The following is a 23,344-nucleotide window of genomic DNA, read 5'->3' as shown; positions in this document are numbered from 1 at the left end:
ATGGCGGACGCGTCACTTCAAGAGCGGTCGACTGCCTTCAAGCTGCGGATGTTCTCTGCGGTTTGGGAGGCTATCCCGCGTAATGACTTCTTCGCAATCCTTTACATTGCAGGTTGCGCCAACGGGCTATTGGGGCGGTTGATCCAGGGCTTTCAGTTCTCGGATTGGGAGGGGGCGCTTGCCGGCGCGGACATCAACGTCATCATATTGCTCGCCTGCTTTGCCGGAATCTCCCTGGTCTCAACGAAATCACCCGAGCAAGTGCAGCGCCTGGACTTGGTTGTCGCGCTCATATTTTTGGTCTTGGTTGCCCTTCCGATTTTTCCCCTAAGTTGGATGGGGGTGACGGGACTGAGCTTGTATATCCTGTTATTCGCAAACACCGATCGCGAACGGATGCGGGGGGCTCTGATCCTGCTTGCGATGACAGCGCCTATGTTGTGGAGTCGCTTGCTGTTTCAGATTTTTGCGAAGCCTATCTTGGACATTGATGCATCGTTCGTGTCGCTGCTTTTGGGCACCCAAAGGACCGGCAACATGGTTGGGTTCCTGGACGGGTCCGGCCAAATGATCGTATTGCCGGCTTGCTCCTCGCTGGCAAACATGTCGCTGGCGCTGTTGTGCTGGGTTACCATTACGCAATGGGTCGGGCACCGGTGGACCGCCAAGGACGTGTTCTGGGCCGCCTTCGCCTGCGCGTCTGTCATCGCTGTCAACGTGACGCGCATTAGCCTGATGGGATTTAGCCATCGGCATTATGAATTGATCCATAGCTCGTGGGGCGACATGATCACCAATTCCATCATGCTAGCTTTGATGGTCGGCGTGACTGTGCTTGGTGCGCGGCGTGAAATCTTCGCGCGCGCTTAAATACCTCATCCTTCTTCTGTTCCTGTCGCTTACCTTGGCCTGGAAAGTGATTGCCCGTGTGACTCCTCACGAGCAGCCGACCGATCGCCATATTCAGGTTCGCTTGGCCGAGTTCCTTGTTGGGCAGCATTTCAGTGTCTCCATGATGGAGCGCGCGGAACAAGGAAAACCCGCAGTAACGGCCAGCTCCGGCTCATGCCGTATGCTTGTCATAAGGTCCCCGGCGTTGGGCTGGGATCGCGACTTGATCCGGCGCTACGCAGAGGCCGAGGATCAACTTTTTGTTGTGTTCCGAGGGCGGACTTACTCCGATCAGCCTACCTTCCAGACCGTCGTCGACGCACTGTGGTCGCGGTTTCAGAGGGAACTGGGCCTAGCTGCGTCGCCGAGCCCGGTATTTGCGGTGGTAGCACGGAGAGGCTGCGAGGCCGATCGGCTCCCTTGGGATAAATTCGACCCTTCTCGAAGCTGATTTAAAGAATCCCCGAAGTCGTTAGTTTTGTTTGGAAAACGGCTAAAGAAGCTTTGCCCGAAAACGAAAAATATATTAATGATCAGTTACCTGCCGCGCTGCGGCGAGTGCGTTTTTTCGCACAATGGCGCCCAGGGGCGGAAAAAATGAGACGAGTAGGCGCGCGTGTCTGAATTTAACCCGCTACCGCAGCCAGCAACCGCACCCGCAAGTCTGGGGCAGCGCTTTGATTATTTGCGTGGCTTCGTCCAAAGGCAATACCTCCCGATCATTCTCGGGCTGGTTATTGTCCTGCCAATCGGGGCCATCAACGCGCTGAGCAGCCCCAAGACTTACACAGCGTCCTCAACCATGACGATTGAGAGCCGCAAGGGGCCGCTGGATGAGCCGGGGCGTGCTGCACCGCTCGATATGGCCTGGTTTGAAACCAATTTGCAGAACCTGAGATCGGTCAATGTGCTGGGCTACGTCGTCAAGCAGCTTAATCTCGCGAATGATCCAGAATTCCTCCGCTCAGACAAGGGTCCGCTGGACCGGTTGCTGTCCCGTTCTGCGGCGGCCAAGTCGGACGCCGAGCGAACAAACCTTGCGGTCGCGCTCTTAGCGAACGGGATCAGGGCGCAACGCATTGGCCAAAGCTACATGATCAGGATTGACTTCTCTGGCCGCGATCCGGAGCTTGCCACAAAGATCGCCAACGAAATGGTCAATGCCTACATTGCGGACCAGCTGAACGCGAAATACCAGGCCTCGCGTAGCGCAGGCGATTGGCTGCAGGAGCGGCTGCAAAATCTTCGCGACCAGGCGGCTACAGCGGAACGCGCGGTGGTTCAGTTCAAGGCCAAAAACAACATTGTTTCGGCAGGCGGCACACTCGTAAGCGAGCAGCAGCTAAGCGATACTAGCGCGGCACTGGGCAAGGCGCGGGCGCAGGTGGCCAATTTGCAGGCCCGGCTTGAACGAATGGATGCCGTTCGCCAAAGCTATCAGCAGGACTCCAGGGATCAGCCGGGCCTGCCTGTCGGCGAAAACTTCTCGGAGGCAATGAACAACCGTATCATCGGTTCCCTGCGCGAGAAGTACCTTGATTTGACCAACCGGGAGGCCACCTGGTCTGCGCGCTATGGTGCGGATCACGTCTCAGTGCAAAATATTCGCAACCAGATCAGGGACATGCGTCGCTCCATTGCCGATGAACTCGGCCGGATCGAAGAAACTGCCAAGGGCGAGCTTGAAATTGCCCAGAAGGGTCAACGCGAGTTGGAAACAACGCTTGCTGGCGCACTGTCGAAAACGCAGGACGCCAATCAGGCTCAGGTGACGTTGTTCAGCCTCGAGGCGGCCGCCAAAAGCTATCGCTCGCTTTACGACAGTTTTCTCAAGCAGCACACCGAAGCTGTCCAGCGGCAAACTTATCCGATCAGCGACGCGAGGTTGATTTCGTCGGCTTCGGTGACGCAGACCGGGCCGCAAACCCTGAAGCTCTGGTTGACCACACTGTTCGCCGGCGGGATGCTCGGCGTCGGGTTCGGCGCGCTGCGGGAGCTGCTCGACAGCAGCTTCCGGACCAGGGAACAGATCAGGTCGGTACTCAACACTGAATGCCTTGCGTTGATTCCGCGGGTCGGCCAAAACCCCAATGCACCAAAGCTTTCATATCGCGGTGTCCTGCAGATGGCGCGCGGGCCGAAAGCGCTGCCGGCTCCATCGGCTCCTACGGGCGCTCTCAAGAACGACCATCGTGGGCGATCACGGATGTTGTGGAACGCGATCGACGCGCCCAACTCGGCCTATGCTGACGCCATCCGCTCGGTCAAGCTTTCGCTTGACTCCGGGCCTGATGGAGGCTGTCAAGTGATCGGCTTGACATCGCATATGCCTGGGGAAGGCAAGTCGACAATTGCAGCCGGCGTCGCCAGTCAGCTGGCCGCGACCGGTCGGCGTGTGATGTTGATCGACTGTGATGTCCGCAATCCGTCGCTGTCGCGGGCGTTGTTTCCCGACGCAAAGCTCGGACTGCTCGACGTTGCCGTCGGAGAGGCAAATTTGGCCCAAGTCATGTGGCGCGATCCAGCCACCAACTTGACCTTCCTGCCGATGGTCCCCAATCCGTCTGTTCGCAATCCGACCGAAGCGCTCGCCTCGCGCAATGTCAAGCTGCTGATCGAGTCATTGAAGAATTACTGCGACTTCATCATCGTCGACATGGCGCCCCTGATCTCGACAGTTGATGTCCTTGCGGTGTCGCGCTTCGTTGAATCGTACATGTTTGTGGTCGAGTGGGGGTCGACCAAGATGGACGCCGTGCGCCATGCACTCGGCAATGCTCCGGCTGTGCAGATGAAGATGCGTGGTGCCGTGCTGAACAAGGTGGACTTTGCGGGCCTCGCCAGCTACGAGCCATATGGTGAATATAAGTATTACGGTCAAAGCAGCTCTCCTCCCAGGCGGAGCAGCTCTTCTCGCGCTCATTGAAGGGAAATGCCAATTTCATCCCCACATGAGTTGACGCTAGGCGACCGTTGGTATCTCGTTCATACGCGGCCAAACAGTGAGCGAAAAGCCGAACTCAATCTCAAGGCGCAGGGACTAACAACGTTTCTGCCGCAAATTGAGAAAACAATTCGGCATGCCCGGCGTTTGTCGAACGTGCGCCGGCCGCTTTTTGCGCGCTATCTCTTCGTTAGCTTGGACATTGGCCGCGACGCCTGGTCTTTCATCAACAGCACGATCGGTGTATCGAGCCTGGTAGCGCAGGAGGGCCGGCCAGCCGCGGTTCCGTTCGGCATCGTGGAAGCATTGCTCGGGCATTCGGATGCCGGGCTAACGCGGCTCGACCACTCGCTCGCGCAGGGTCAGCGCGTGCGCATCCTGTCCGGGCCACTGGCTGATTTTACTGCAACGATCATGCGGCTTGACGCGCGCCGCCGCGTAGATGTGTTGCTTGAGATTATGGGCGGCGCGGTTTCCGTGTCGGTCGAACGCCGCGCGCTCGCTCCGGCGGCGTGAACGCACGCACCGGCGAATGCCCATGATGACGTCGAGATCGGGTGAAGCGATTCACCCGTAGTGCGGTAGCGTGGATTGTTGTGTTCCTGATTGTCACAGTGCGGTTCGGGCCGGTCAATGCGATGGGCATGCTGTGATGACGAAACGTAAGCGATTTTCGTCGTCGGCAAGCTGCGGCGAGCCTCCAGGTCAGGGCACCGCCGCTGTCAAATAGATCAGGTGATTTTGGAATGCCGGCGCTAGAGATGCCGCTCAAGCAGACAAAGCCGCAGGCGGAAGCCGGCCGCAACGCCGTCGAACATCATGAACTGATCATCGAGTCCGGCCGCGCCCAACGCCACTACTGGCTCGACTTGTGGCGTTATCGGGAACTGTTCCAAGTGCTGGCGTGGCGCGACATTGCCGTCCGCTACAAGCAGACGGTGATTGGGGCAGCCTGGGCCATCATTCGACCGTTCCTGACGATGGTCGTCTTTACGGTCGTGTTCGGCAAATTGGCTCAGCTGCCGTCAGATGGAACAGCACCCTACGCCTTGATGGTTTTCGCCGGCATGTTGCCGTGGAGTTTCTTTGCGACCGCGGTCGCAGACGCCTCCAACAGCCTCATCAGCAACGCCAATCTCATCGGCAAAGTGTACTTCCCGCGTCTCATCGTGCCGACAGCCGCCGTCATGGTCGCGTTCGTCGATTTCCTGATCGGCTTCGTCATCCTCATCGGCCTGATGATCTGGTACCAGTTCGCGCCAGGCTGGCAGGTTCTGTTCCTGCCGTTTTTTGCTGTCATCGCGTTCACGGCGAGCATCGGCATCGGGGTTTGGATCACCGCGCTTAACGTCAAGTACCGCGACTTCCGATATGTAGTCCCCTTCATGGTCCAGATGGGGCTGTACGTATCGCCTGTCGGATTCAGTTCCAGCGTCGTTCCGGAACATTGGCGCCTGCTTTACTCGCTCAACCCGATGGTCGGGGTAATCGATGGGTTCCGCTGGTGCCTGCTGGGCGGCGAGAGCCGGCTGTATTGGCCGGGGCTCGCACTGAGCATTGCCGTCGCCGCATTCTTCGTGTGGTTCGGCATTCGCCAGTTCAGGAAGATGGAAAAAAGTTTTGCGGATTTGATCTGAGATGACGCAGGGTTCTGGAACGTAATGTCCGACGTAGCCATAGCCGTCGAGAATCTCTCGAAGAGCTATCTGATCGGCCATCAGACCGGTTCGCGCGAGCAATACACCGCGCTGCGTGATGTCATTGCCCGTGAAGCGCGAAACTTTGTCCGCAAGGGACTCGATTTCATCGGCGGTCGCGCCATCGTCCAGGGCGATGAAGTTGAAGAGTTCTGGGCCCTGCGTGATGTGAGCTTCGAGGTGAAGCGCGGCGAGGTACTCGGAATCATCGGGCGGAACGGGGCCGGCAAATCGACGCTTCTCAAGATACTCAGCCGGATCACCGAGCCCGATCGCGGCCGTGCGGTGGTGCGGGGCCGCATCGCAAGCCTGCTGGAGGTCGGCACCGGCTTCCACCCCGAATTGACCGGCCGGGAAAACATCTTTCTGAACGGCGCCATCCTCGGAATGACCAGGACGGAGATCAGGAGAAAATTCGATGAGATCGTTGACTTCGCGGAGGTGGAGCGATTTCTCGATACCCCCGTCAAGCGCTACAGCAGCGGCATGTATGTCAGGCTTGCGTTCGCAGTGGCGGCGCATCTCGAGCCGGAAATCCTCATCATTGATGAGGTGCTTGCGGTGGGGGATGCGAGCTTTCAAAAAAAATCTTTAGGAAAAATGCACTCCGTTGCAAACAAGGAGAAGCGAACGGTGTTGTTCGTTAGTCACAACCTCCAAGCTGTCCAATCGCTATGCGATCGGGCCATCTTGTTAAATTCCGGAACGGTGGAGACGTGCGGCCCTTCGCGTGCGGTGGTCGGTCAATACCTAAGGCGCGCTCAGTCCCCCGGCGGGGAAAAAGTGTGGCCGGAGCATGCGGCGCCGGGAAATGATGCGTTGTCACTTCTCGCGGTTCGAATAATTAACGACGGTGGAGAGGTCTGCCGTTCAGTCGACACCGACAAGGATTTCTTCATTGAGTTCGAATTCATCGCCAGGAAATTGGATAAGAGCTTATGCGTTGGATTTGACTTGGCCAATTCTGATGGAGCTACAATCCTCCGGACGTATCAAACGGACTCTCAGGAGGAAAACTGGCCATCCGTCCGGGTCGGGCGCAATCGTTGGCGCTGCAAAATTCCACGCGGACTGCTCAACGGCGGCAACTATCTCGTACATGCGCGAATTTCGATTCACAACGTGTCGTGGATAGTGCATGAGGACGCCATTCTAGAGTTTTGCGTTAACTTACGGCACGGCATTTCCCCGTTTTGGAGTTTAGAAGACAATCGGCCTGGATTGATGGCCCCTATTCTCAATTGGACTTAGGCGTGGCATTGATCCGTTATTGCAAGCCTCGGCACCAAATTACGGCCGCTTAGATAGTGTTGTCTTCGGAAAAACCCGTAACACATACTCAAGCATCAACTGACGCCATGTTGGAACTCCCCAAGATTTCAATAATTACGCCGTCGCTCAACCAGGCGCAGTTTATCGAGCGTACGATCTCTTCGGTGCTGGGTCAGGGATATCCGAAACTAGAATACATTATAATCGATGGCGGAAGCACGGATGGGACTGTTGATCTCATTCGGAAGTACGAAACGCATCTGGCCTACTGGGTAAGCGAAAAGGATGGTGGTCAGTCAAACGCCATCAACAAAGGCTTGAAGCTCGCGACTGGAGACATCATTGCTTACATAAACAGCGACGATTATTATCTGGATAACGCTTTTGAACGCGTCGCCATCGCATATCGCGAAAATCCCGACGTCGATCTCTGGCATGGGCGCTGCCGGATCGTCGATCAGTTCGGGGAGAAGGTGGATGAACGCATCGGTTCAATCGAACGCTACGACGAAATTCTAGACCTCTGGGATGTCTGGTGGAAGCGGCGGAATTTCGTTCAGCCGGAAGTGTTCTGGACGAAGCGCATCAGCAAGAAAGTCGGCGCGTTTCGCGAGGATCTGCATCTGGTAATGGATTACGAGTACTGGCTGCGGATATTTGCCGCCGGCGGGGCTGCTCGATTCATAGATGCAGAACTCGCGGCCTTTCGCCTGCAGCCGAACCAGAAATCAACGCAGCCAGCCAGAACGGCCCAGGAGCTTCTCGAGGTCGTTCAGCCGTATCTCTTTGGTCCAAGCAACCGACTGGCGCATCAGAAACGAAAAGCCCTGCAAGCCAAGTGGATTTATCAGGCTGGTTTCCTGAATGAGGTACAGCGGTCGCTCGACCGTGATGAAGCGCGATGGCGGCGGTTGATGAGGCTGGCGTGGTTTTCCGCTACCAATCCTCGGGTCGTGATGGCGCCTGGTTTTTGGCAGCGCGTGCCGGGGATTCGATCTTTCAGAAACCGGATGACGGCTCAATCATGAGGCTTACACCCGGTGCTCTCCGGCTGAGACTGCATCAGATGTTTCAGCATGGCTTGCGCGTCGCCTGGTACCGCGACGTCGTGCGTCGGCATATCCTGAAATCGCCGCCGATTGCAGAGACGCCGGATCGCCGGTTTGAGATCCATGTCCTTACGTCGCGGCATGACTGGCTCAACCTGATCTGGTCGTTGAAGTCATTTTATGCCGCGAGCGGCCGACGCTATTCGCTGTGCGTTCATGAAGACGGTTCGCTGGACCCGTTCGCGCTGTCGTCGTTGCAACAGCATTTCCCAACGGCGAGGATCATTCGTCGCCACGAGGCCGACCAGCGGCTTGCGCGGGAACTGGAAGCGTTCCCGCGCAGTTTGCAGTTCCGCAAGACCAACCTCTTGGCGCTGAAGGTATTCGACTTCATCTCCTTCCTGCAGGCGGAACGGATGTTGCTGTTCGACAGCGATTTGCTTTTCTTCGATGAGCCCACCGACTTTCTGTCCCGTCTCGAAGATGGCAACTATCGTCTCAACGCATTCAATGCGGATTGCAAAAGCGCTTATACAGTCGATGCCGAAGCGGTACGCACCCAGCTCGATTTTGAACTGCTGGCCCGGGTCAACAGCGGCTTCGGCGTCATTCATCGGGATTCAATGAGGCTGGGGTGGATCGAGGAGTTTCTGGCGGTGCCCGGTCTTGCCGAGGGGCACTTCTGGCGGATCGAGCAGACGCTGTACGCTCTGTGCGGTTCCCGGTTCGGCGCCGAGCTGCTACCGAAAGACTACGACGTTCGTCTGGAAGCCGGCATTCCCCCGCGCATCTTCCGTCATTACGTCGGCGCCATCCGTCACCTGATGTATGGAGAGGGAATCGCGCATCTGATGCAGGATCGATTCCTGGAACAGTGCCTATGGACGCAGGAGTCATGCGCTCGTCCGTCGACTGTGCAACTGAGTCCGGTGGGTCGCTGATGCGAGGCGGCTGCTGCCGGCGAAATGCCCGACCGTGATGTCCAGGCCGATGAATATCCTCTTCGCTCCGGACTACCGGGCAGGGGTACCTTATCAGACGCTCTTGGCCGATGCCTTGATACGCCGTGGTGCGAACGTCCGGTTTCTGCAAGGATACAAGCGCGTCTTCCCGTTGAGCCGGCTGTTGCAGGATCAGGAATGCGATATCCTCCATTTGCATTGGCCGGAAGCATACTATCCGCACAAAGGCGATGCTTTCGACCTATTCCGGAGAGCGCGATTTCCATTCGATCTTCATCAGGCGTCTCAGAGGGCTGCTCTCGTGACGACAGCGCACAATTTTCATGCGCATGATCGTACCTCCGAGATGCTAATCGGCCGCAATGTCCGCTATGCGAACCGCAAATCCAGGGTCGTCTTTGCCCACTCGGCCGGAGCGAAGCGGAAGCTGGTGCAGGCGTTCGGCCTCGATCCGTCGCTGGTCCGCGTCGTTCCGCATGGCGATCTGTCGGTCGCGATGCGCCCGCCCGTCGATCAGGCCCAAGCGCGATGGCAACTCGGCCTGGGCGATGGCAAACTCGCCCTGATGTTCGGCGCGGTGAAGCCCTACAAGGGGTTGGAGGATGTCATCACGTGGTGGAGGCAGGCGCAACCACCGGCCAGGCTAGCTATCGTGGGAAGACCGGGGTCCGATGCCTACGCGGCTCACATCTCGAATGTCATCGGCGATACGTCGCAAATCGTATCGAGGTTCGAATTCCTCTCGGATGATGCACTTGGTTTGTGGCTCAGCGCCGCCGACGCCGTGATCGCCAACTACCGCGAAATCCTCACGTCCGGCGCCGCCAGCCTGGCCCGCTCGTACGGCGTTCCCCTGATACTGCCCCGTCGGCTCGACACGATCGAACTCGATGAGCCGACGCCCTGTGTGCGACGCTTCACCGATTTTGCGACCGATTTCCGCACCGAACTCGACGCCGCGCTGTCGCTTCCGCCGGACTTTGCGGCGGCGGCAACTTGGCGCGACGCATGTAACTGGGACAGAGTCGCAGAACTCACGATGGACGGATATCGGTGTGCGATGGAGCACAAGTAGTGTTGCATGGTTTCAGATCGTTGTGGCGCAAAGCTGGTAGAGTGACAGCGATAAACACCAGGTCGAGACTGAATTATAGCAGATAGATGACCGGCGCTAGCGTGAGTCCATTAGTTTCAATTCTCATCCCGTGCCACAACGCTCGGCAGTGGATCAGCCAATGCATCCAAAGTGCCATGGATCAAACGTATCTGAATAAAGAAATTGTTATAGTCGATGACGGGTCGACGGATGGCAGTCAGGATGTCATTCGTAGTTTCGGCGATCGTGTTCGATCCGAATTCGGTCCCAATCGTGGTAGCAACTTCGCGCGCAATCGGCTTATTGAACTGAGCCGTGGTAATTGGCTCTCGTTTCTCGATGCTGATGATTACCTCTTGCCGGCGAAAATTGAACGGCAGATAGAGGCCGTCGAGCGCAACAGAGATGTTGCAGTCGTCTCTTCGCCACCGATTGAGTTTATTGAGAAGACCGGCGAAACATATCAGCAGACGTACGAAGATGATGACCTTCTTGCAAACTATATCGGTTGGGGACGTTTCTCCACGACCGCCTGTCTTTGGAAGAAGGAGGCCCTCAACGAGGTCGGCGGCTGGAACCAAAATCAACCGGTCTGCCAGGAGCATGAGCTGATCCTTCGCCTCATAATCGCGGGCAAAGAGTTCAAGCTGCTGAAGGAACCCCTATCGGTTTATCGGAAGGCGAATGACGAGTCGATCTCGCGGCGCTCTCCAATAAAAACGTTGACCCATCAGATGGACCTGCTGAACAAGCTTGAAAATTTCCTCATCGATGCCGGTGCGCTGCAGAATAATCACCGCAGAGCACTCGAACAGACTAGATTTCAAGCTGCTCGCACGTCCTATGCTCACGACAGAGAGTTCGCGAACGGCCTGATTCGACAAATCTATCAGACGAACAATGCGTTTCATCCGCGTGGAGACGCAGCGCCTTTGGTTTATCGGATCTTCTTTAAGATGTTTGGGTTTAGCCGGACGGAAAGCATTGCGGAAACTATTCGCGCAGTCAGGTCATTTCGTCGTCAATAAAAGAGTGATTTGGGATTTTTGCGAGCCGCGTTGGTGAAGTCCGTGAATTCTGAGATAGATGAAAGTGTCGGACGAGCCGGCGTGGACTCAGGCCGTTGGTCTGCAACACGCCTGCGTAGCCTTAAATATCTACTGCTGGCTAGCGATGAGTCTGTGCAGGGCGGGTTCTCAGGATATACCCGGCTCTCGAAACATATTCCGGAGTCGCAGCTTGTCCATGAAACGAGAACCAACACTCGGGGGATCGGCGAACGGACGCTGGAAAAAATGCTCGATACCTTCTCGGGATCCAGCTGGTATCGACTTGCCTCGCTGAAGCTGGAGTATCGAACCTGGCAGGCTATGCAGGCGGGCTTCAGCGGTCTTATCCACCTGATGTGGGCAGAGCGGGATTGGGGCTTTATTGATCAGTTACCGATAGATCGCTGGAATACAGCACTTTGCGGGACATTTCACAGCCCACCCGATACTTTGCCTGAAGTAGTGAACGCGCCGAAGCGCCTGAAGAATTTTGCGGCCGTGATATTGATGAGCGAAGTCCAGCGCCCCTATTTCGAGTCGGTCGGAGTGCCCAGCGATCGGATACACGTCGTTCATCACGGTATTGACTGCGAGTTCTTCACGCCATCCCGTACCGATCGGCAAGGTCCGTTTACGGCCATCTTCGTCGGGAATTACCGTAGAAACTTCGATCTGCTTGCCCGCGTTTGTGGCCTGTTGGAGCCGCACGAAGACATCGAGATTAGGATAATTGCACCGAAGAGCAGGATCGCGGGATTTGCGGGGCGTAAAAACGTCAGGGCGAGTTCTGGCTTAAGCGATGTCGAGCTGCGAGACGCGTATCAGGAGTCATCCTGCCTTCTTCTCACATTGGAAACAGCAACGGCTAACAATGCAATTCTTGAAGCACTGGCCTGTGGCTTGCCGATTGTTGCCGAGGACGTCGGAGGTGTTGGAGAGTACGCCGGCCCGAGTTCCGCGATACTTTGTCAGCCGGGGTCGGCGGAGGAAATCGTTGGCGCGATTCTGAGGCTATATAAGGATGCTGATATGCGTCGTCGAATGGGTGATGCAGCGCGAGCCCGGGCTGAATCGCTTAATTGGTCAATCGTTGGAAAGCGGACGGTTGCAGTCTACGAAGAGGTCTTGGCAAAGCGGATCGATGGTCGTTCCTAAAGAAGTCGCTCAGGCGAGCTGAGCTGCTAGGTACGGGCGCTCTGATGCTCAGCGACGATCTAATCAACCGCCTCATCCGCTATCCGCGCGCGGCTGCCAGCCGCATCCGCATCATGCGGCTTCGCATGTGCGGTGTTCGCGTCGGCCGCAAATGCTGGATCAGGCGGATTCACGTGCCGAGGAATCCCTGGGATATCGCGCTGGACGACATGGTCGCACTGGATGACGAGGTCGTCCTGCTCGCGACGGGAACGCGTGGCGCGTGGCCGAAACTATTCATTGGCAGGAGCACCTATGTCAATCGTTTCACGATGTTCGACGCATCCCTCAACATAAGTATCGGCGCGGAGTGCATGATCGGGCCATACTGCTACATCACCGATCATGACCATGGGGCCGGCGATGGCCCGATTTCGGCTCAGGCGCTGGTCGAGGCCCCCGTTAAGGTTGGTAACAATGTCTGGATCGGGGCGCATGCCGTGATTCTCAAGGGTGTCAGCATCGGCGACAATGCCATCATCGGCGCCGGCGCCGTCGTCACGACAGACGTCGGGCCGGGAGAGCGAGTGGCCGGCGTCCCGGCACGTCAGATCGGTAGTGGAAAGCAGGTCGCGGGCGAGCCGGCTAAGCGTCGACGCGACCGGGATTGATCGTGGCCGATAAAGCGCCTGTCGCCGTTGTTATCCCTACCTACAACCGGGGAAGCGCGGTTGTCTCGGTTCTAGGAAAAGTCCTCGCGTGCGATCCGCAGCCGGCCGAAATCTGGGTCCACATCGATCAGAACGATGGGGCGCTGGAGCGGCATCTCATGGAGCGTTTTCCTGGTGTTCACATCCTGACCTCGGCAGGCCGGCTTGGTCCGGGCGGTGGACGCCACCGTTGCCTGTTGGCGTGCAGCGCGCCGTATGCCGTGAGCCTTGACGATGATTCCTGGCCTGTTGACGCGGACTTCTTTGCAATTGTCGTTCGCCTTTTTTTGGAACACCGCGGAACTGCAATCTTCAGCGCTCATGTTCAGCATCGCGGGGAACCGGATTCGTTGCGAACCGATGCGCTTCGTCGCGTCCCGAACTTCATAGGTTGTGGGCACGCGATCCGACTGGCAGCTTATCGTGAAGTTCGCGGGTATCTTCCAGTACCAGTGTCTTACGAGATCGAGGAAGCTGATCTAAGCCTGCAGCTGTTTCGGACCGAATGGACAATCTATGAGTCCGGCGAGCTGCGCGTTTTTCACGATACTGATCTGGTGCATCACAAATCCGCAGAAATCACATCTGCAGGGATAACGAATCTCGCCTTAAACGCATTCCTACATTATCCGCTGCTCGCGTGGGGATGGGCGTCCGTACAAGTCGCAGGAAAGGTCGCCTATTGCGCTCGAATGGGACGAGTCTCGGGAATCGCACAGGGCGTCTTGAGAATTCCCGGTGCTTGTTGGCGCAATCGCCGGTTTCGTCGCCCTGTCTCCTTGAGAACGCTGATCAGCTATCTGACCTTTCGGAGAACCGATCAGGTCTTCCGCAGGAAGGCGGCAGCGAGGGCGAGGGGATGAGCGTATCGTACAGTGAGGAGTTACGTGTTTGATCTGGGGTAAGCATGCGAGCTGGGTTTGTTGTCAGTTGGGAGCACGAGAACATTACGCGGTTGCGAGGGCGTTGCATAAAATAGGCAAGTTGGAGCTGCTGTTCACCGATTGTTGGGCGTTGCCTGGCTCTTATCTCGGCAGACTTAAGCCCAGTCTTGATTCTCGCTTTCATGAAGACCTAACCAACGCGAATATAAGTGCTTCCAACTGGCGCGCTATCTCATTCGAGATGTACGCCAATATTGCACGCCTGCGTGGATGGCAGCGCATCATGGCTCGCAACATCCAGTTCCAGAATGCGGCTGTTTCGCGATTGCGCCTCGTGAAGGCGCTGCCTTCGAAGCGAGTTCTTGTGGCTTACAGCTATGCGGCCTTGAAAATCCTGGAGTATGCGCGCAGCGAAGGCTGGTTTACCGTCCTCAATCAGATCGATCCGGGGCCGCCGGAGGAGCAGATCGTTGCCGGATTGTACGAAAGAGACTCAAGTAGACTTCAGCAGTGGAGCAGGGCTCCTCCAGAATACTGGCAGGCCTGGCGCCAGGAATGCGAGCTCGCGGATCGCATTGTGGTGAATTCTCCTTGGTCCCGGCAAGCGCTCATTGAGGAAGGCATCGCGAGCGAAAAACTTCGAGTTGTACCGCTCGCTTATGCGGTGCCTTCGATCGCTCGGTCGTTTCGCCGCGTTTATCCCAAAACTTTCACGCGCTCACGTCCTCTTCGAGCGCTATTTCTCGGGCAGATCAATATGCGTAAGGGGGTCGGTCCGCTCTTTGATGCAATAAGGCTTCTGCGCGACGAACCTGTTGAGTTTACTTTTGTTGGTTCAATCCAAATTTCTGTTCCACAAGATCTCAGCAGTGCTGCTAACGTGCATTGGACTGGGCCGGTAAATCGAGACAAAACGAACCAATTCTATCGTGAAGCCGACATCTTCCTCTTCCCGACTTTCTCTGATGGATTCGGTTTGACCCAGTTGGAAGCGCAAGCATGGAGGCTGCCTGTCCTTACGACGAAGTTTAGTGGCGAGGTCGTTGAGCATGAAAGGAATGGCTGGCTCTTGAATGGACCATCGGGAGAGGAAATTGCAGCCGTACTGCGCCGGGCTGTGGCCGATAGTGCGCAACTGCAGCGACTTTCGGATAATGCGGAGCCGGACCAATTCGATCTTGAATCGGTTGGATCGAGATGGCTCAGTGTTCTCGATTGATAGCGGGCGATCTTTACGAGGAGAGATCGACTGATGGAGCCGACAAAGTACTACGGCCTCCTGTACATTGACGAGGGTCGTAATCGAAATGCAAATCTGGCGGGAAGGGCGGACCCTGTCGACGTCTATCTCTCCTGTGCCTCGTTGTGTGCCAAGGCATTTCGATCGGCAGGAGAAACGTTCAGCCTGGTAACAAATGACACGCTGGAGATCCAGCGGCGACTAAAGCGCTTGGAACTCAGCGACCTGCCCACGGCCAACTTCGAATTTTCGCTTCGCGTGCCTCAAGGGATTCCGTTTTACTCGGCCCACTTCAAGCTCGATCTTTTCCGCGGTTTCGGATCCGGAAAATTTGGCAACGATGTCGGATTTGTCGATCTAGACACCGTTCTGCTTGGGCGACTGCCGAAGTGTAACGCGTTGGGCGTCTACGACATCTCTGATCAGATTCGACCGATTTACGAACAGAATAGAATCATTGCCGATATGAAGAAGGTTTCCGGCAGATCGATACCGGAGGCGCGTTGGTATGGCGGCGAGTTCGTCACGGGCTCGGCAAGTATGTTCCACGTGATTTCTTCTTACATTGAAATGTTTTGGGTGAATTATATCGAGAATGTTGGCTCATTGGGGCACGTTGGAGATGAAATGATCATGTCCGCCGCGCTCAACTGTGCGCAGCTGGATGGGGTGTCCTTGGTTGACTATGGGAAGGATGGGTCGGTTGCCCGCTGGTGGACGTCAAGGACACGGCATGAGCAACCGCCCTTCGATAGGGTTAAGGGTGCTGCCCTCCTGCACCTGCCGGCGGACAAGATATTCTTGTCGAAACTCGCACGATACCCATTTGACGGGGACGTATTTCTGAAGAGATTTCGCCCTTACGTTCGTCGAAAATGCCTCTCACGAAAAGTTCTGCATTTGTCAGAATCGCTATTAGGGACGCCGAAGCACTTCCCGCCGGTGCTGGCGTAGGCTGCATGAAAAGAAGGCATAGGTTAGCTTTTGTGACAATCGTACCTTCGCCGTACCAACGGGATCTATTCGGTGCTCTAGCTGAGCGGGACGAAATAGATTTGAGCGTCTACTATCTCGAAGCCGCTGTTCCGGAATCACCATGGCCGGAAAAGAAACTCAGGCCATTCGAAAAGATCCTTCCTGGCTTTTCAGTTACGTTTGGCAATGTTCGCGCCCACATGAACTGGCCTTTGCCCGATTTCTCGGAGGCTGATGTTGTCGTTTTAAGCTCCTATAGTTCGTTTACCGGACAGCTTCTCATGCGCGGTAAACTGCGTGACCGGCGCTGGCTGTACTGGGGCGAACAGATGCGAGCGCAAGCGGCGTTGAAGCGTATCGTTCAAACACGATTGGCGGCTCCTCTTACGAGGGCGACTGGTATCGTTGCGATCGGGACCGCTGCAGAACAGGATTACCGCAAACGCTTCCCGCATGTTCAACATTGCTGCATTCCCTATCATTGCGATTTGACTTCCTTCTTGTCGATCCAACGGAACTCGGATGATCGGTCGTCGATGACATTCCTCTTTTGCGGCCAGATGATCGAACGCAAGGCGGTAGATGTCCTCTTGTTGGCGTTCGATCGGCTAATCTCGAGCGGAATGAAGGCCCGATTGCTTCTGGTCGGACGAGAAGCAGAATTGCCAACCTTTATGAAACTCGTGGGAGCGGAAGCAAGAGCGAGGATTCAGTACGAAGGTTTTCAGGATCCTGAAAATTTGCCGTCATACTTTGCCAAGTCGGATGTATTTGTTTTGCCGAGCCGACATGATGGATGGGGAGTTGTGGTCAATCAAGCACTCGCGGCTGGTCTTCCGATTATTGTCTCTGATGCCGTTGGTGCGGGTCTCGACTATGTGGAGAATGGCATCAATGGAGCACGAGTTGAAGCAGGTAACGTGGACGCGCTCTATGAGGCGATGAAGAGCTTGATCCAGAATCCCTGGATGGCAAAAGAGTGGGGCGCAAAATCGCGAGAAAGAGCCGGTACCTTGACCCCCGAATCTGGAGCTGACAAATGGGTCCACGTAGTGGAAACCTTGATGTCCAACTAGCGCTGAAGTTTATAGCTGCTCGGCGGTTATGATATTTCACCGATAAGCCTTGGGGCAATTCGGGGGGCGACGCAGATCCTCGTGAACCAACGATTTTCCGACCACGCCCTGGCGGCGTATTACGAGAAGCTTTATGCTGGGAAGCTGGTGAGCGCGCGATGACCGAACTGTCCGGAAGCTTCAATGGGCAGACTGCGGAGAATATCCCGCGAAGTCCGGCTATTCCTACCCTTATCATGGTTGTCGGACTTGCGGTGACCTGGCTTGCTCTCCCTTCGACGGAATCAGAATCGATCTTCAGTACCGCCGCGATCGGCGTGGGATTAGCGCTACTGGGCGCCACGATTGTTGAAGCATTTGCGGGCGTTCGCGCGCTAATCCGTACTGACAATCTGATGCTCTGGGTGTTTTACGGTTTGACGCTGCTGGAATTCCTTTTCCCGCAGCCCGATGTCAACAGCAGCGTCAGCATTGATGCCGCGACGCGCGGCACGGAGGTCGTTCTGCTTGCCTTTTTCGGATTGGTCCTGGGCCGCCATCTGGTCTCGACGCGATCGAGTCCCGTCGCGCCGGTTGATTTCAAGCCGGGCCATCTGTTCGGATTGTTCCTGTTTGCGTTCATCGTCGGATATCTACACATATTCATTGCCGTGAATTTCGACCCGATCGAGATGATCACGCAGATGGCTCGACCGAGGTTCACTCAATCCTGGGGAAGGGGAAAGCTGGGAGACATATCCGCACTGCTATACGAATTGAGTCTCTTGATTTACCTGCTGCCTCCCATAGCCGGTTTCATGTTTGCCCGGGCAAAGCAGTTTTCTGTCTTGCAGAAATCGATCGTGATATCGGTCCTGTCGTTGACATTCTTCTACGCGTTCGCCCAAGGAACCCGGAATGTGCTCGGGACGTATGTCATTGCGATGTTCGGTGCTTATGTCCTGAGCAGGCCGGAACTGAAGCTGAAGCGACTGCTCATGGTGGGTGTTCCGATGGCTGCGCTGTTGCTGTTCGTCAGCACGCTGATGCTCGAGCTTAGATCAGCGGGCGGTATCGGTTCACTCGCAGGCGATCAGCGCCACTTCAATACACTCTATATTGATCATAACATCGTCAATATCTCCAATTTGACCAACGTGTTTCCGGACGCCGTGAACTACCTCGGGCTTGAAATACCAATTCAAGCAATCATCAAACCCGTTCCTCGTGCGCTTTGGCCGGGCAAGCCGGAAGGGCTGAGTACGAGTATTGAAGCGGCGCTGGGGTCGTTCGATGGTGTTACTACGCTGGCCTGTACCTTTGCGGGTGAAGCCTACATGGCATTCGGGTTTGCAGGTGTCCTTATTGCCGGGCTTATTTTTGGCGCCGCTGCTGGTCGATGGAATCAGGTTGGTCAGGACAAAAAGTCTTCCTTTTCTCAGATATTGTATGCATCCGGTTTCCTGTGCGCCGCGATGTCAATGCGCAGTCTTCTAACGATGGTTCCGTTTATGCTGCCGACGCTGGCAATGTGGATTATCGGGAAATCTTTATTATCGAAGGCAGGTAATCAGACGAGATAGCTGGCCGTCGTTGGCGGCTGCTACTGGGTTCTCTTGTGTGCATTGCATTTTGCCCAAACGCCATCGTGGTCATGCCCCCGATCCCCGAGAAGTCGCTTGAAAAGCGCTCGGATAGATTTCGACTCCGGGGTATTCAGTGAAGACGGCCGAAGGTAGGGAATTCCTAGGCGTTGCGAATGGCATCGAGCTTGAGATAACGCTTGAAAATTCGCGTAGGACTCGAAAAAAATCCATCACTCACGTCGAGAGGGTCAACCGAGGTCTATTGTTTGCCCTGGGAGTGGCGATAACTGGCAGTTACTGGTATGTTCGGAATTGGATCCTTACGGGCAATCCTCTATTCCCAGGTAGGGTTGGTCCGTTTGATGGTCCTTTGACGCTAGAGAATGCGCAGCCAACCTTGTTCCAGTGGATTATGCGCTCTCCTCCGCCCAGCGTTTGGTATGACTTTCTCATAGCGCACATCGGTTCATGGTCATACGGACTAGCCCTACTTGCTTTGGTCGCCGTTGGATCCGCGATATTGCATTGCATGAGTACGCGATCGCGATCGATTCTAGTGCCGCTGGTCGTTGCGTTCTTGGCTCTCCTATTAACTCATCCGTTTATGCCTTTGAGCGGGCCGTATCCGGTGGAATCCGATCAGCCCACTTCGTGCCACGCTATATAACAAGCGTGTTTCTGTTAGGTATGGCGCTGACTACCATTCTGCTTGGAGCGAAGGCTCCATATGAATGGATTAGGTGGACGTTGGCTACCATTGCGTGATTGGAGGATGGAAGCGAGGGGACATATTGCTGCTCTGGATGGCGTTCGTGGCGTGGCTGTTTTGCTCGTCGCCTTACTGCACTTCATTCCCGATATTTCGCTGCAGTGGCGTGCGGCGGAATGGTTCAAGAAGTTGTTCACCACAGGGGGCTGGATTGGCGTCGATTTCTTCTTTGTTTTGTCTGGCTTCTTGATCACCGATATACTACTGCGCAGTAAGCAGGGACCGGGATATTTCACCAACTTTTACATGCGCCGCGCGCTGCGGATTTTTCCTTTGTATTATGGTATTCTGCTTATCATTTTCGTTGCTCTTCCGGGCACCGGACTGATCCAGATCGAACCCCGATCATTTGTGGAAAGTCAGTCCTACCATTGGTTCTACGCTACCAATTTTGGCGCGTGGATCATCGGTGGTAATCCGTTCTCCACTCACCAGTTTAACCTCCTGCATCTTTGGTCGCTGTCGATTGAGGAGCAATTCTATCTGGTCTGGCCTGCTGTGGTCCTTTTGGCGAACAATAGGGTTCTGGTGGCCATATGCGTGTTTTTGTGCTCCAGCGCTCTGCTACTGAGGTGTCTGCTGTGCCTTGTAGGAGTTGAGGATTACTCCGCCTACTATCTCACGCCGTGCCGATGGGACGGACTCGCCGCCGGCGCCCTCATCGCGATTCTTAGCCCGACCAAATTGCAGCGACTTTGCAAACCAGCCAAAATTATCGCTTCGGCTTGCGGGCTATTTCTGGTCGTCGTGTTTTTCATAATCAGGGGGCTGTGGCCACATCACTGGCTGATGAAGACGGCTGGCCTGAGCATCATCACAACCATGTTCGCTTGCGTCCTAATCGTCATCCTTATAGATCGAGACGGAGCGTTGGCCAGAGTGGCTAGACTGCGTCCTCTCATATTTCTTGGGAAGTACAGCTATGGAATCTATATCATCCACGGCGCCTTGATGCCAGCGTTGCATCAGATGCTGCCTGTAGCGCCGTGGGTCGGATCGTTTGGCGGCTGGATCGGGTTCGGCGCGTTCTTGCTTGCAGCCACGAAATTGGGGATATGTATCTCTCTAGCGGTAGCCTCTTTTTACTTCTATGAGATGCCATTCCTGCGCTTGAAGCGGTTCTTCACATCTTCAGTTCGGTCTAAGGCAGATTCTGATTAGTCCGCAGCGTCATCGTCACTTGCGGGCTATCGCTCGGAGTGTTGGCGCTGAAGTTGGGTCCAGCAAAGGCACTGCCTCCGAACCAGTTGGTTGCAGTTGGTGCGGAAACAGTGTCGCCGGCTTGAGTTCCTGTAGCTGGTCCGCCGCTCGGTATCCTGCGCGTTCCGCCGCCCCCGCTGGATGAGAGTTTGGTGTTTATGATCGCGTTGCCGTCAGGTGTGGTTGGACCACCAAAACTAATTAGAGAAAAATCACTCTTCATCGTCTGCCAGCCGTTTGTAGCAAGCGACCATGTGAGCGACCCTGTATTGGTATACGGGACGTTGTTAGTGAACGTAAACGCGTCTAGATATCCCAGCATGATGGCAGCGTAACCGCTAGTTGTACCGGAAGCCCCGCCCGTATACGTGAGATTTGCACACGAATACATGGGCGCTTGCGCAGGGCATCCATTGAACACGCGAGCACTGGCAGCCGAACCTCCTGTAAAGCTACCCGTGAATTTTGGTGCTGGATGCCCTGAGACATTGAGCGTGCTGCTTGCGTAAGCTCCCGTCGGAAAGCCTCCAGCGTCGCTAGTCTGGATGTATGTATTGTCCGTATCAGAGGTAACGCTAACAACCTGAAAAACAGTGCCCCATTGACCGGCAACACCGCCAGTGCCTCGCCAAACTTGATAGCTCCCAGGCACAAGAGTTTTGGTCTGAATTTCATAAACACCGAGACTATAAGCTAACGGGATGGTGATCATGCCGCCTGACATGCTCCATGGGATACGCGGATCATTAACCCGCATCCCAACCCCAAGACTATTGGGGATGCCCGTTTTGATCATACAATTCATACAAATTGTTTCGTCTGACGCGCCGTAGGTGGCACCACCGAAGTTTCCAACAATTAGCGTGTCCAACGTCGAATTTTGTATGTTCAATTTTTTGCCAGACCCATAAACACCGCCGGTTCCAGCGCCGCCAGCGGCCGTAAGCCCGTCATGATTGGACAAGTTGATTGATGAGCTTTGGTAGTCGATTTTGAATACTGTGCTGTTTTTGGTGTTCCACGTGCCGATGATTTTATCGACCTCAATGACACAAGATATGCCGGTGACATTAATCCAATTGATCGTTTCATTCTGCGACGGGATCGCGCAGAGCCCCCCGGTCATCGTCACATTCTGAAGCGTCGCACTACGTCCGGCAGTGGTAGACGCCGGCCCGCTATCGATCGTCAGATCCTTCATAACGAGCGTCATTTCCCATGACGGGTCGAGCAAATAGAGCGTCGCTGGACCGCCAGGATCGACTTCGAACTGACTCCCCGTATTATACTGCGGCCATGCCGCTTTGTAGCTATTTGTCAGAGGCGTCGTGAAGCAGACCTGATGCGTCGTCGAGTTAGTGCTCTGAACGGTGAGGTAGTCATAAAAATGTGGGTTGCTGGGAAAACTGTAAGCCTTGCCATAATAGGCTTGGTTGGCCCAACCCGACATGAGCACCTTAGATCCAACAGGAAATAGAGCGGTTTGATCGCCGCCACCTGTGCCACCGCTGGTGTAACCGCCATTAAAATCCTTTTGGAAGAGATCGACCTGCGTCCCGTTGATGACTTTGATCCACTGAAGACCGGACGTATTCAACGGAACGAGACCACCGCCCGTAATGCCGAAAAAAGGAAGCGTGTCTCCGGTTGAAAGGCCGTCCGTGGAGTTGAGGGTTAGTCTGATCTGGCCATTACCGATAAAGCCACGACTGGAGACGCTACCCGAGGCTGGGCCAACATTGAGATTATAGGTTCCTGTGCCACCACCACCGGTGGTGCCGCCGGTCCCGTAGGGCTGGATCACCATAGGTGCTCCAATGCCCCCGCCATTTGAGTATACAAACATGCCCGGCGTTATTGTGCCATCAGCTACGGCAGATACTGTCAATGTGTTCGCAGTTGAAACGCCAAAGTCCGCAGTAAAGGAGGCTGGTGCCGTCGTGAAAGTGCCCGAACCGCGCGATTGCGAAATGGTAATGGCGTAAGTACCTGTTCCGCCTACGCCTGTTGTTCCCCGAGTCCCGTAAGGCTGGATCTGAGTAAACGGCGTGACGTTACTGCGTCGATTGGTGACATACGCACCTGGGGCGATCGTACCAGATGCTACCGCCGTCACTGTCATCGTAGTTGCCGAAATTGACGCAGTGAAAGTTGCCGGCACAGTCAGATTGTTTGAAGCATTCGAGACCGTGACAAACGGCGAGGTCTTCAGCGTAACACAACTATCCCCTTCATTGGCGTCGGCAGTGCGAATGCTGTTTGCGTTGTTTTGCTTCTGTCCATCACCTCCAAAGAACATGTAGGCGACAGAGCCTAGGTTCTTGATAGAAGTGTTTGCCTGCCCTTGACCTTGGACAATTAAGTCCTGCACGCCCTTGAAGAGAAATTGATTGCTCCCACTGCCCGGCGTCCATGTGCAGGTTCCGGTTGGCAGGTTTAGTTGGATGGGTGCCGTGCCTTGATTGGCGGCTTTGAACGCACGGAAGGCGAGCGTGTCATCAGCTACGCCATCGCAGACGCCACCGTAGGTGTTGAATGCGACTTGAGTTCGGATGCTTGGAAGATAGGTGTGTCCCTGAAGGTACGCTGCTTGATGCGTTGTATCATCGAGACTTCCGATGCTGGAGAACGGCACTGCACCAAGCCTATGCGCCTGCGCAATCGCCGAAACCAGCAATCCAGTAAGTGCAAGAAGCCACTTCCGTACGTTCATCCGCCGATAATCCTGCCGCCGCGACCGCCTCCAGACGGCGAAGAAATCGAAGTAAAGCTGGTGTTCCCCCCAAGGTCTAGAGAATTGGTGTATCAAGTGCTCCTGCGCCAGCTTTAGT

General features: G+C 55.5%; 18 protein-coding genes and 1 pseudogene. 18 read left to right on the top strand and 1 reads right to left on the bottom strand.

Going from position 1 to position 23,344, the window contains the following annotated elements; genetic code table 11:
- The 18 genes and pseudogenes from ACPPVP_RS34325 to ACPPVP_RS34240 all read left to right on the top strand — a co-directional run bounded on the left by ACPPVP_RS34325 (position 1) and on the right by ACPPVP_RS34240 (position 20,474).
- On the top strand, positions 1 to 870 hold the full coding sequence (locus ACPPVP_RS34325; protein WP_426527986.1) for a hypothetical protein: 870 nt from the start codon (positions 1 to 3) through the stop codon (positions 868 to 870).
- Positions 848 to 1,342: a hypothetical protein gene (locus ACPPVP_RS34320; protein WP_426527985.1), complete on the top strand. Its 495-nt coding sequence runs from the start codon at positions 848 to 850 to the stop codon at positions 1,340 to 1,342. Before ACPPVP_RS34325 ends, ACPPVP_RS34320 begins: the two co-directional genes overlap by 23 nt.
- Before the next feature lie 165 nt (positions 1,343 to 1,507).
- A complete protein-coding gene (locus ACPPVP_RS34315; protein ID WP_426527984.1) occupies positions 1,508 to 3,817 on the top strand; it encodes a polysaccharide biosynthesis tyrosine autokinase in 2,310 nt (769 codons plus the stop codon).
- 6 nt (positions 3,818 to 3,823) lie between these two features.
- Entirely contained in the window at positions 3,824 to 4,351 is a 528-nt protein-coding gene (gene nusG, locus ACPPVP_RS34310) for a transcription termination/antitermination protein NusG (RefSeq protein ID WP_426527983.1), read from the top strand.
- A 230-nt stretch (positions 4,352 to 4,581) separates the two neighbouring features.
- On the top strand, positions 4,582 to 5,472 hold the full coding sequence (locus ACPPVP_RS34305) for an ABC transporter permease (protein ID WP_426527982.1): 891 nt from the start codon (positions 4,582 to 4,584) through the stop codon (positions 5,470 to 5,472).
- A gap of 24 nt (positions 5,473 to 5,496) precedes the next feature.
- Entirely contained in the window at positions 5,497 to 6,783 is a 1,287-nt protein-coding gene (locus ACPPVP_RS34300; protein WP_426527981.1) for an ABC transporter ATP-binding protein, read from the top strand.
- A 107-nt stretch (positions 6,784 to 6,890) separates the two neighbouring features.
- The gene (locus ACPPVP_RS34295) at positions 6,891 to 7,832 is read left to right on the top strand and encodes a glycosyltransferase family 2 protein (protein WP_426527980.1); all 942 of its coding nucleotides are present in this window, start codon (positions 6,891 to 6,893) and stop codon (positions 7,830 to 7,832) included.
- Between the two features lie 999 nt (positions 7,833 to 8,831).
- A pseudogene (locus ACPPVP_RS34290) lies at positions 8,832 to 9,236 on the top strand (hypothetical protein); the annotation flags it as partial.
- A gap of 9 nt (positions 9,237 to 9,245) precedes the next feature.
- Positions 9,246 to 9,890 carry a hypothetical protein gene (locus ACPPVP_RS34285; RefSeq protein WP_426538441.1) on the top strand — a complete coding sequence of 215 codons (645 nt, stop codon included), beginning with the start codon at positions 9,246 to 9,248 and terminating at the stop codon, positions 9,888 to 9,890.
- An 86-nt stretch (positions 9,891 to 9,976) separates the two neighbouring features.
- Positions 9,977 to 10,939 carry a glycosyltransferase family 2 protein gene (locus ACPPVP_RS34280; protein WP_426527979.1) on the top strand — a complete coding sequence of 321 codons (963 nt, stop codon included), beginning with the start codon at positions 9,977 to 9,979 and terminating at the stop codon, positions 10,937 to 10,939.
- Between the two features lie 42 nt (positions 10,940 to 10,981).
- Complete coding sequence (locus ACPPVP_RS34275) at positions 10,982 to 12,115, top strand: glycosyltransferase family 4 protein (protein WP_426527978.1); 1,134 nt, start codon at positions 10,982 to 10,984, stop codon at positions 12,113 to 12,115.
- Between the two features lie 44 nt (positions 12,116 to 12,159).
- Positions 12,160 to 12,765, top strand: coding sequence for an acyltransferase (locus ACPPVP_RS34270; RefSeq protein ID WP_426527977.1), 606 nt, complete (start codon positions 12,160 to 12,162; stop codon positions 12,763 to 12,765).
- Positions 12,766 to 12,767: 2 nt separating this feature from the next.
- Positions 12,768 to 13,667: a glycosyltransferase family 2 protein gene (locus ACPPVP_RS34265; RefSeq protein ID WP_426538217.1), complete on the top strand. Its 900-nt coding sequence runs from the start codon at positions 12,768 to 12,770 to the stop codon at positions 13,665 to 13,667.
- 28 nt (positions 13,668 to 13,695) lie between these two features.
- Positions 13,696 to 14,907, top strand: coding sequence for a glycosyltransferase family 4 protein (locus ACPPVP_RS34260; protein ID WP_426527976.1), 1,212 nt, complete (start codon positions 13,696 to 13,698; stop codon positions 14,905 to 14,907).
- Between the two features lie 33 nt (positions 14,908 to 14,940).
- Positions 14,941 to 15,882 carry a hypothetical protein gene (locus tag ACPPVP_RS34255; RefSeq protein WP_426527975.1) on the top strand — a complete coding sequence of 314 codons (942 nt, stop codon included), beginning with the start codon at positions 14,941 to 14,943 and terminating at the stop codon, positions 15,880 to 15,882.
- A 101-nt stretch (positions 15,883 to 15,983) separates the two neighbouring features.
- Entirely contained in the window at positions 15,984 to 16,979 is a 996-nt protein-coding gene (locus ACPPVP_RS34250; protein WP_426527974.1) for a glycosyltransferase family 4 protein, read from the top strand.
- A gap of 158 nt (positions 16,980 to 17,137) precedes the next feature.
- Complete coding sequence (locus ACPPVP_RS34245) at positions 17,138 to 18,541, top strand: O-antigen polymerase (RefSeq protein WP_426527973.1); 1,404 nt, start codon at positions 17,138 to 17,140, stop codon at positions 18,539 to 18,541.
- Positions 18,542 to 19,271: 730 nt separating this feature from the next.
- Positions 19,272 to 20,474 carry an acyltransferase family protein gene (locus ACPPVP_RS34240; protein WP_426527972.1) on the top strand — a complete coding sequence of 401 codons (1,203 nt, stop codon included), beginning with the start codon at positions 19,272 to 19,274 and terminating at the stop codon, positions 20,472 to 20,474.
- Here the strand turns inward: ACPPVP_RS34240 and ACPPVP_RS34235 are convergent.
- Positions 20,455 to 23,226, bottom strand: coding sequence for a hypothetical protein (locus ACPPVP_RS34235; RefSeq protein WP_426527971.1), 2,772 nt, complete (start codon positions 23,224 to 23,226; stop codon positions 20,455 to 20,457). The two genes, ACPPVP_RS34240 and ACPPVP_RS34235, sit on opposite strands and share 20 nt — an antisense overlap.
- Between the last annotated feature and the right edge of the window lie 118 nt (positions 23,227 to 23,344).

This window comes from Bradyrhizobium sp. McL0615, from assembly GCF_049993905.1.
In the GTDB taxonomy this organism is placed as follows: domain Bacteria; phylum Pseudomonadota; class Alphaproteobacteria; order Rhizobiales; family Xanthobacteraceae; genus Bradyrhizobium.
This window is presented reverse-complemented; position numbering and strand designations above follow the sequence as displayed.

Coding starts and splice junctions, on each gene's coding strand:
- ACPPVP_RS34325 (WP_426527986.1), top strand. CDS start 1: ATGGCGGACGCGTCACTTCAAGAGCGGTCGACTGCCTTCAAGCTGCGG.
- nusG (WP_426527983.1), top strand. CDS start 3,824: ATGCCAATTTCATCCCCACATGAGTTGACGCTAGGCGACCGTTGGTAT.
- ACPPVP_RS34305 (WP_426527982.1), top strand. CDS start 4,582: ATGCCGGCGCTAGAGATGCCGCTCAAGCAGACAAAGCCGCAGGCGGAA.
- ACPPVP_RS34300 (WP_426527981.1), top strand. CDS start 5,497: ATGTCCGACGTAGCCATAGCCGTCGAGAATCTCTCGAAGAGCTATCTG.
- ACPPVP_RS34295 (WP_426527980.1), top strand. CDS start 6,891: ATGTTGGAACTCCCCAAGATTTCAATAATTACGCCGTCGCTCAACCAG.
- ACPPVP_RS34280 (WP_426527979.1), top strand. CDS start 9,977: ATGACCGGCGCTAGCGTGAGTCCATTAGTTTCAATTCTCATCCCGTGC.
- ACPPVP_RS34270 (WP_426527977.1), top strand. CDS start 12,160: ATGCTCAGCGACGATCTAATCAACCGCCTCATCCGCTATCCGCGCGCG.
- ACPPVP_RS34255 (WP_426527975.1), top strand. CDS start 14,941: ATGGAGCCGACAAAGTACTACGGCCTCCTGTACATTGACGAGGGTCGT.
- ACPPVP_RS34245 (WP_426527973.1), top strand. CDS start 17,138: ATGACCGAACTGTCCGGAAGCTTCAATGGGCAGACTGCGGAGAATATC.
- ACPPVP_RS34240 (WP_426527972.1), top strand. CDS start 19,272: ATGAATGGATTAGGTGGACGTTGGCTACCATTGCGTGATTGGAGGATG.
- ACPPVP_RS34235 (WP_426527971.1), bottom strand. CDS start 23,226: ATGAACGTACGGAAGTGGCTTCTTGCACTTACTGGATTGCTGGTTTCG.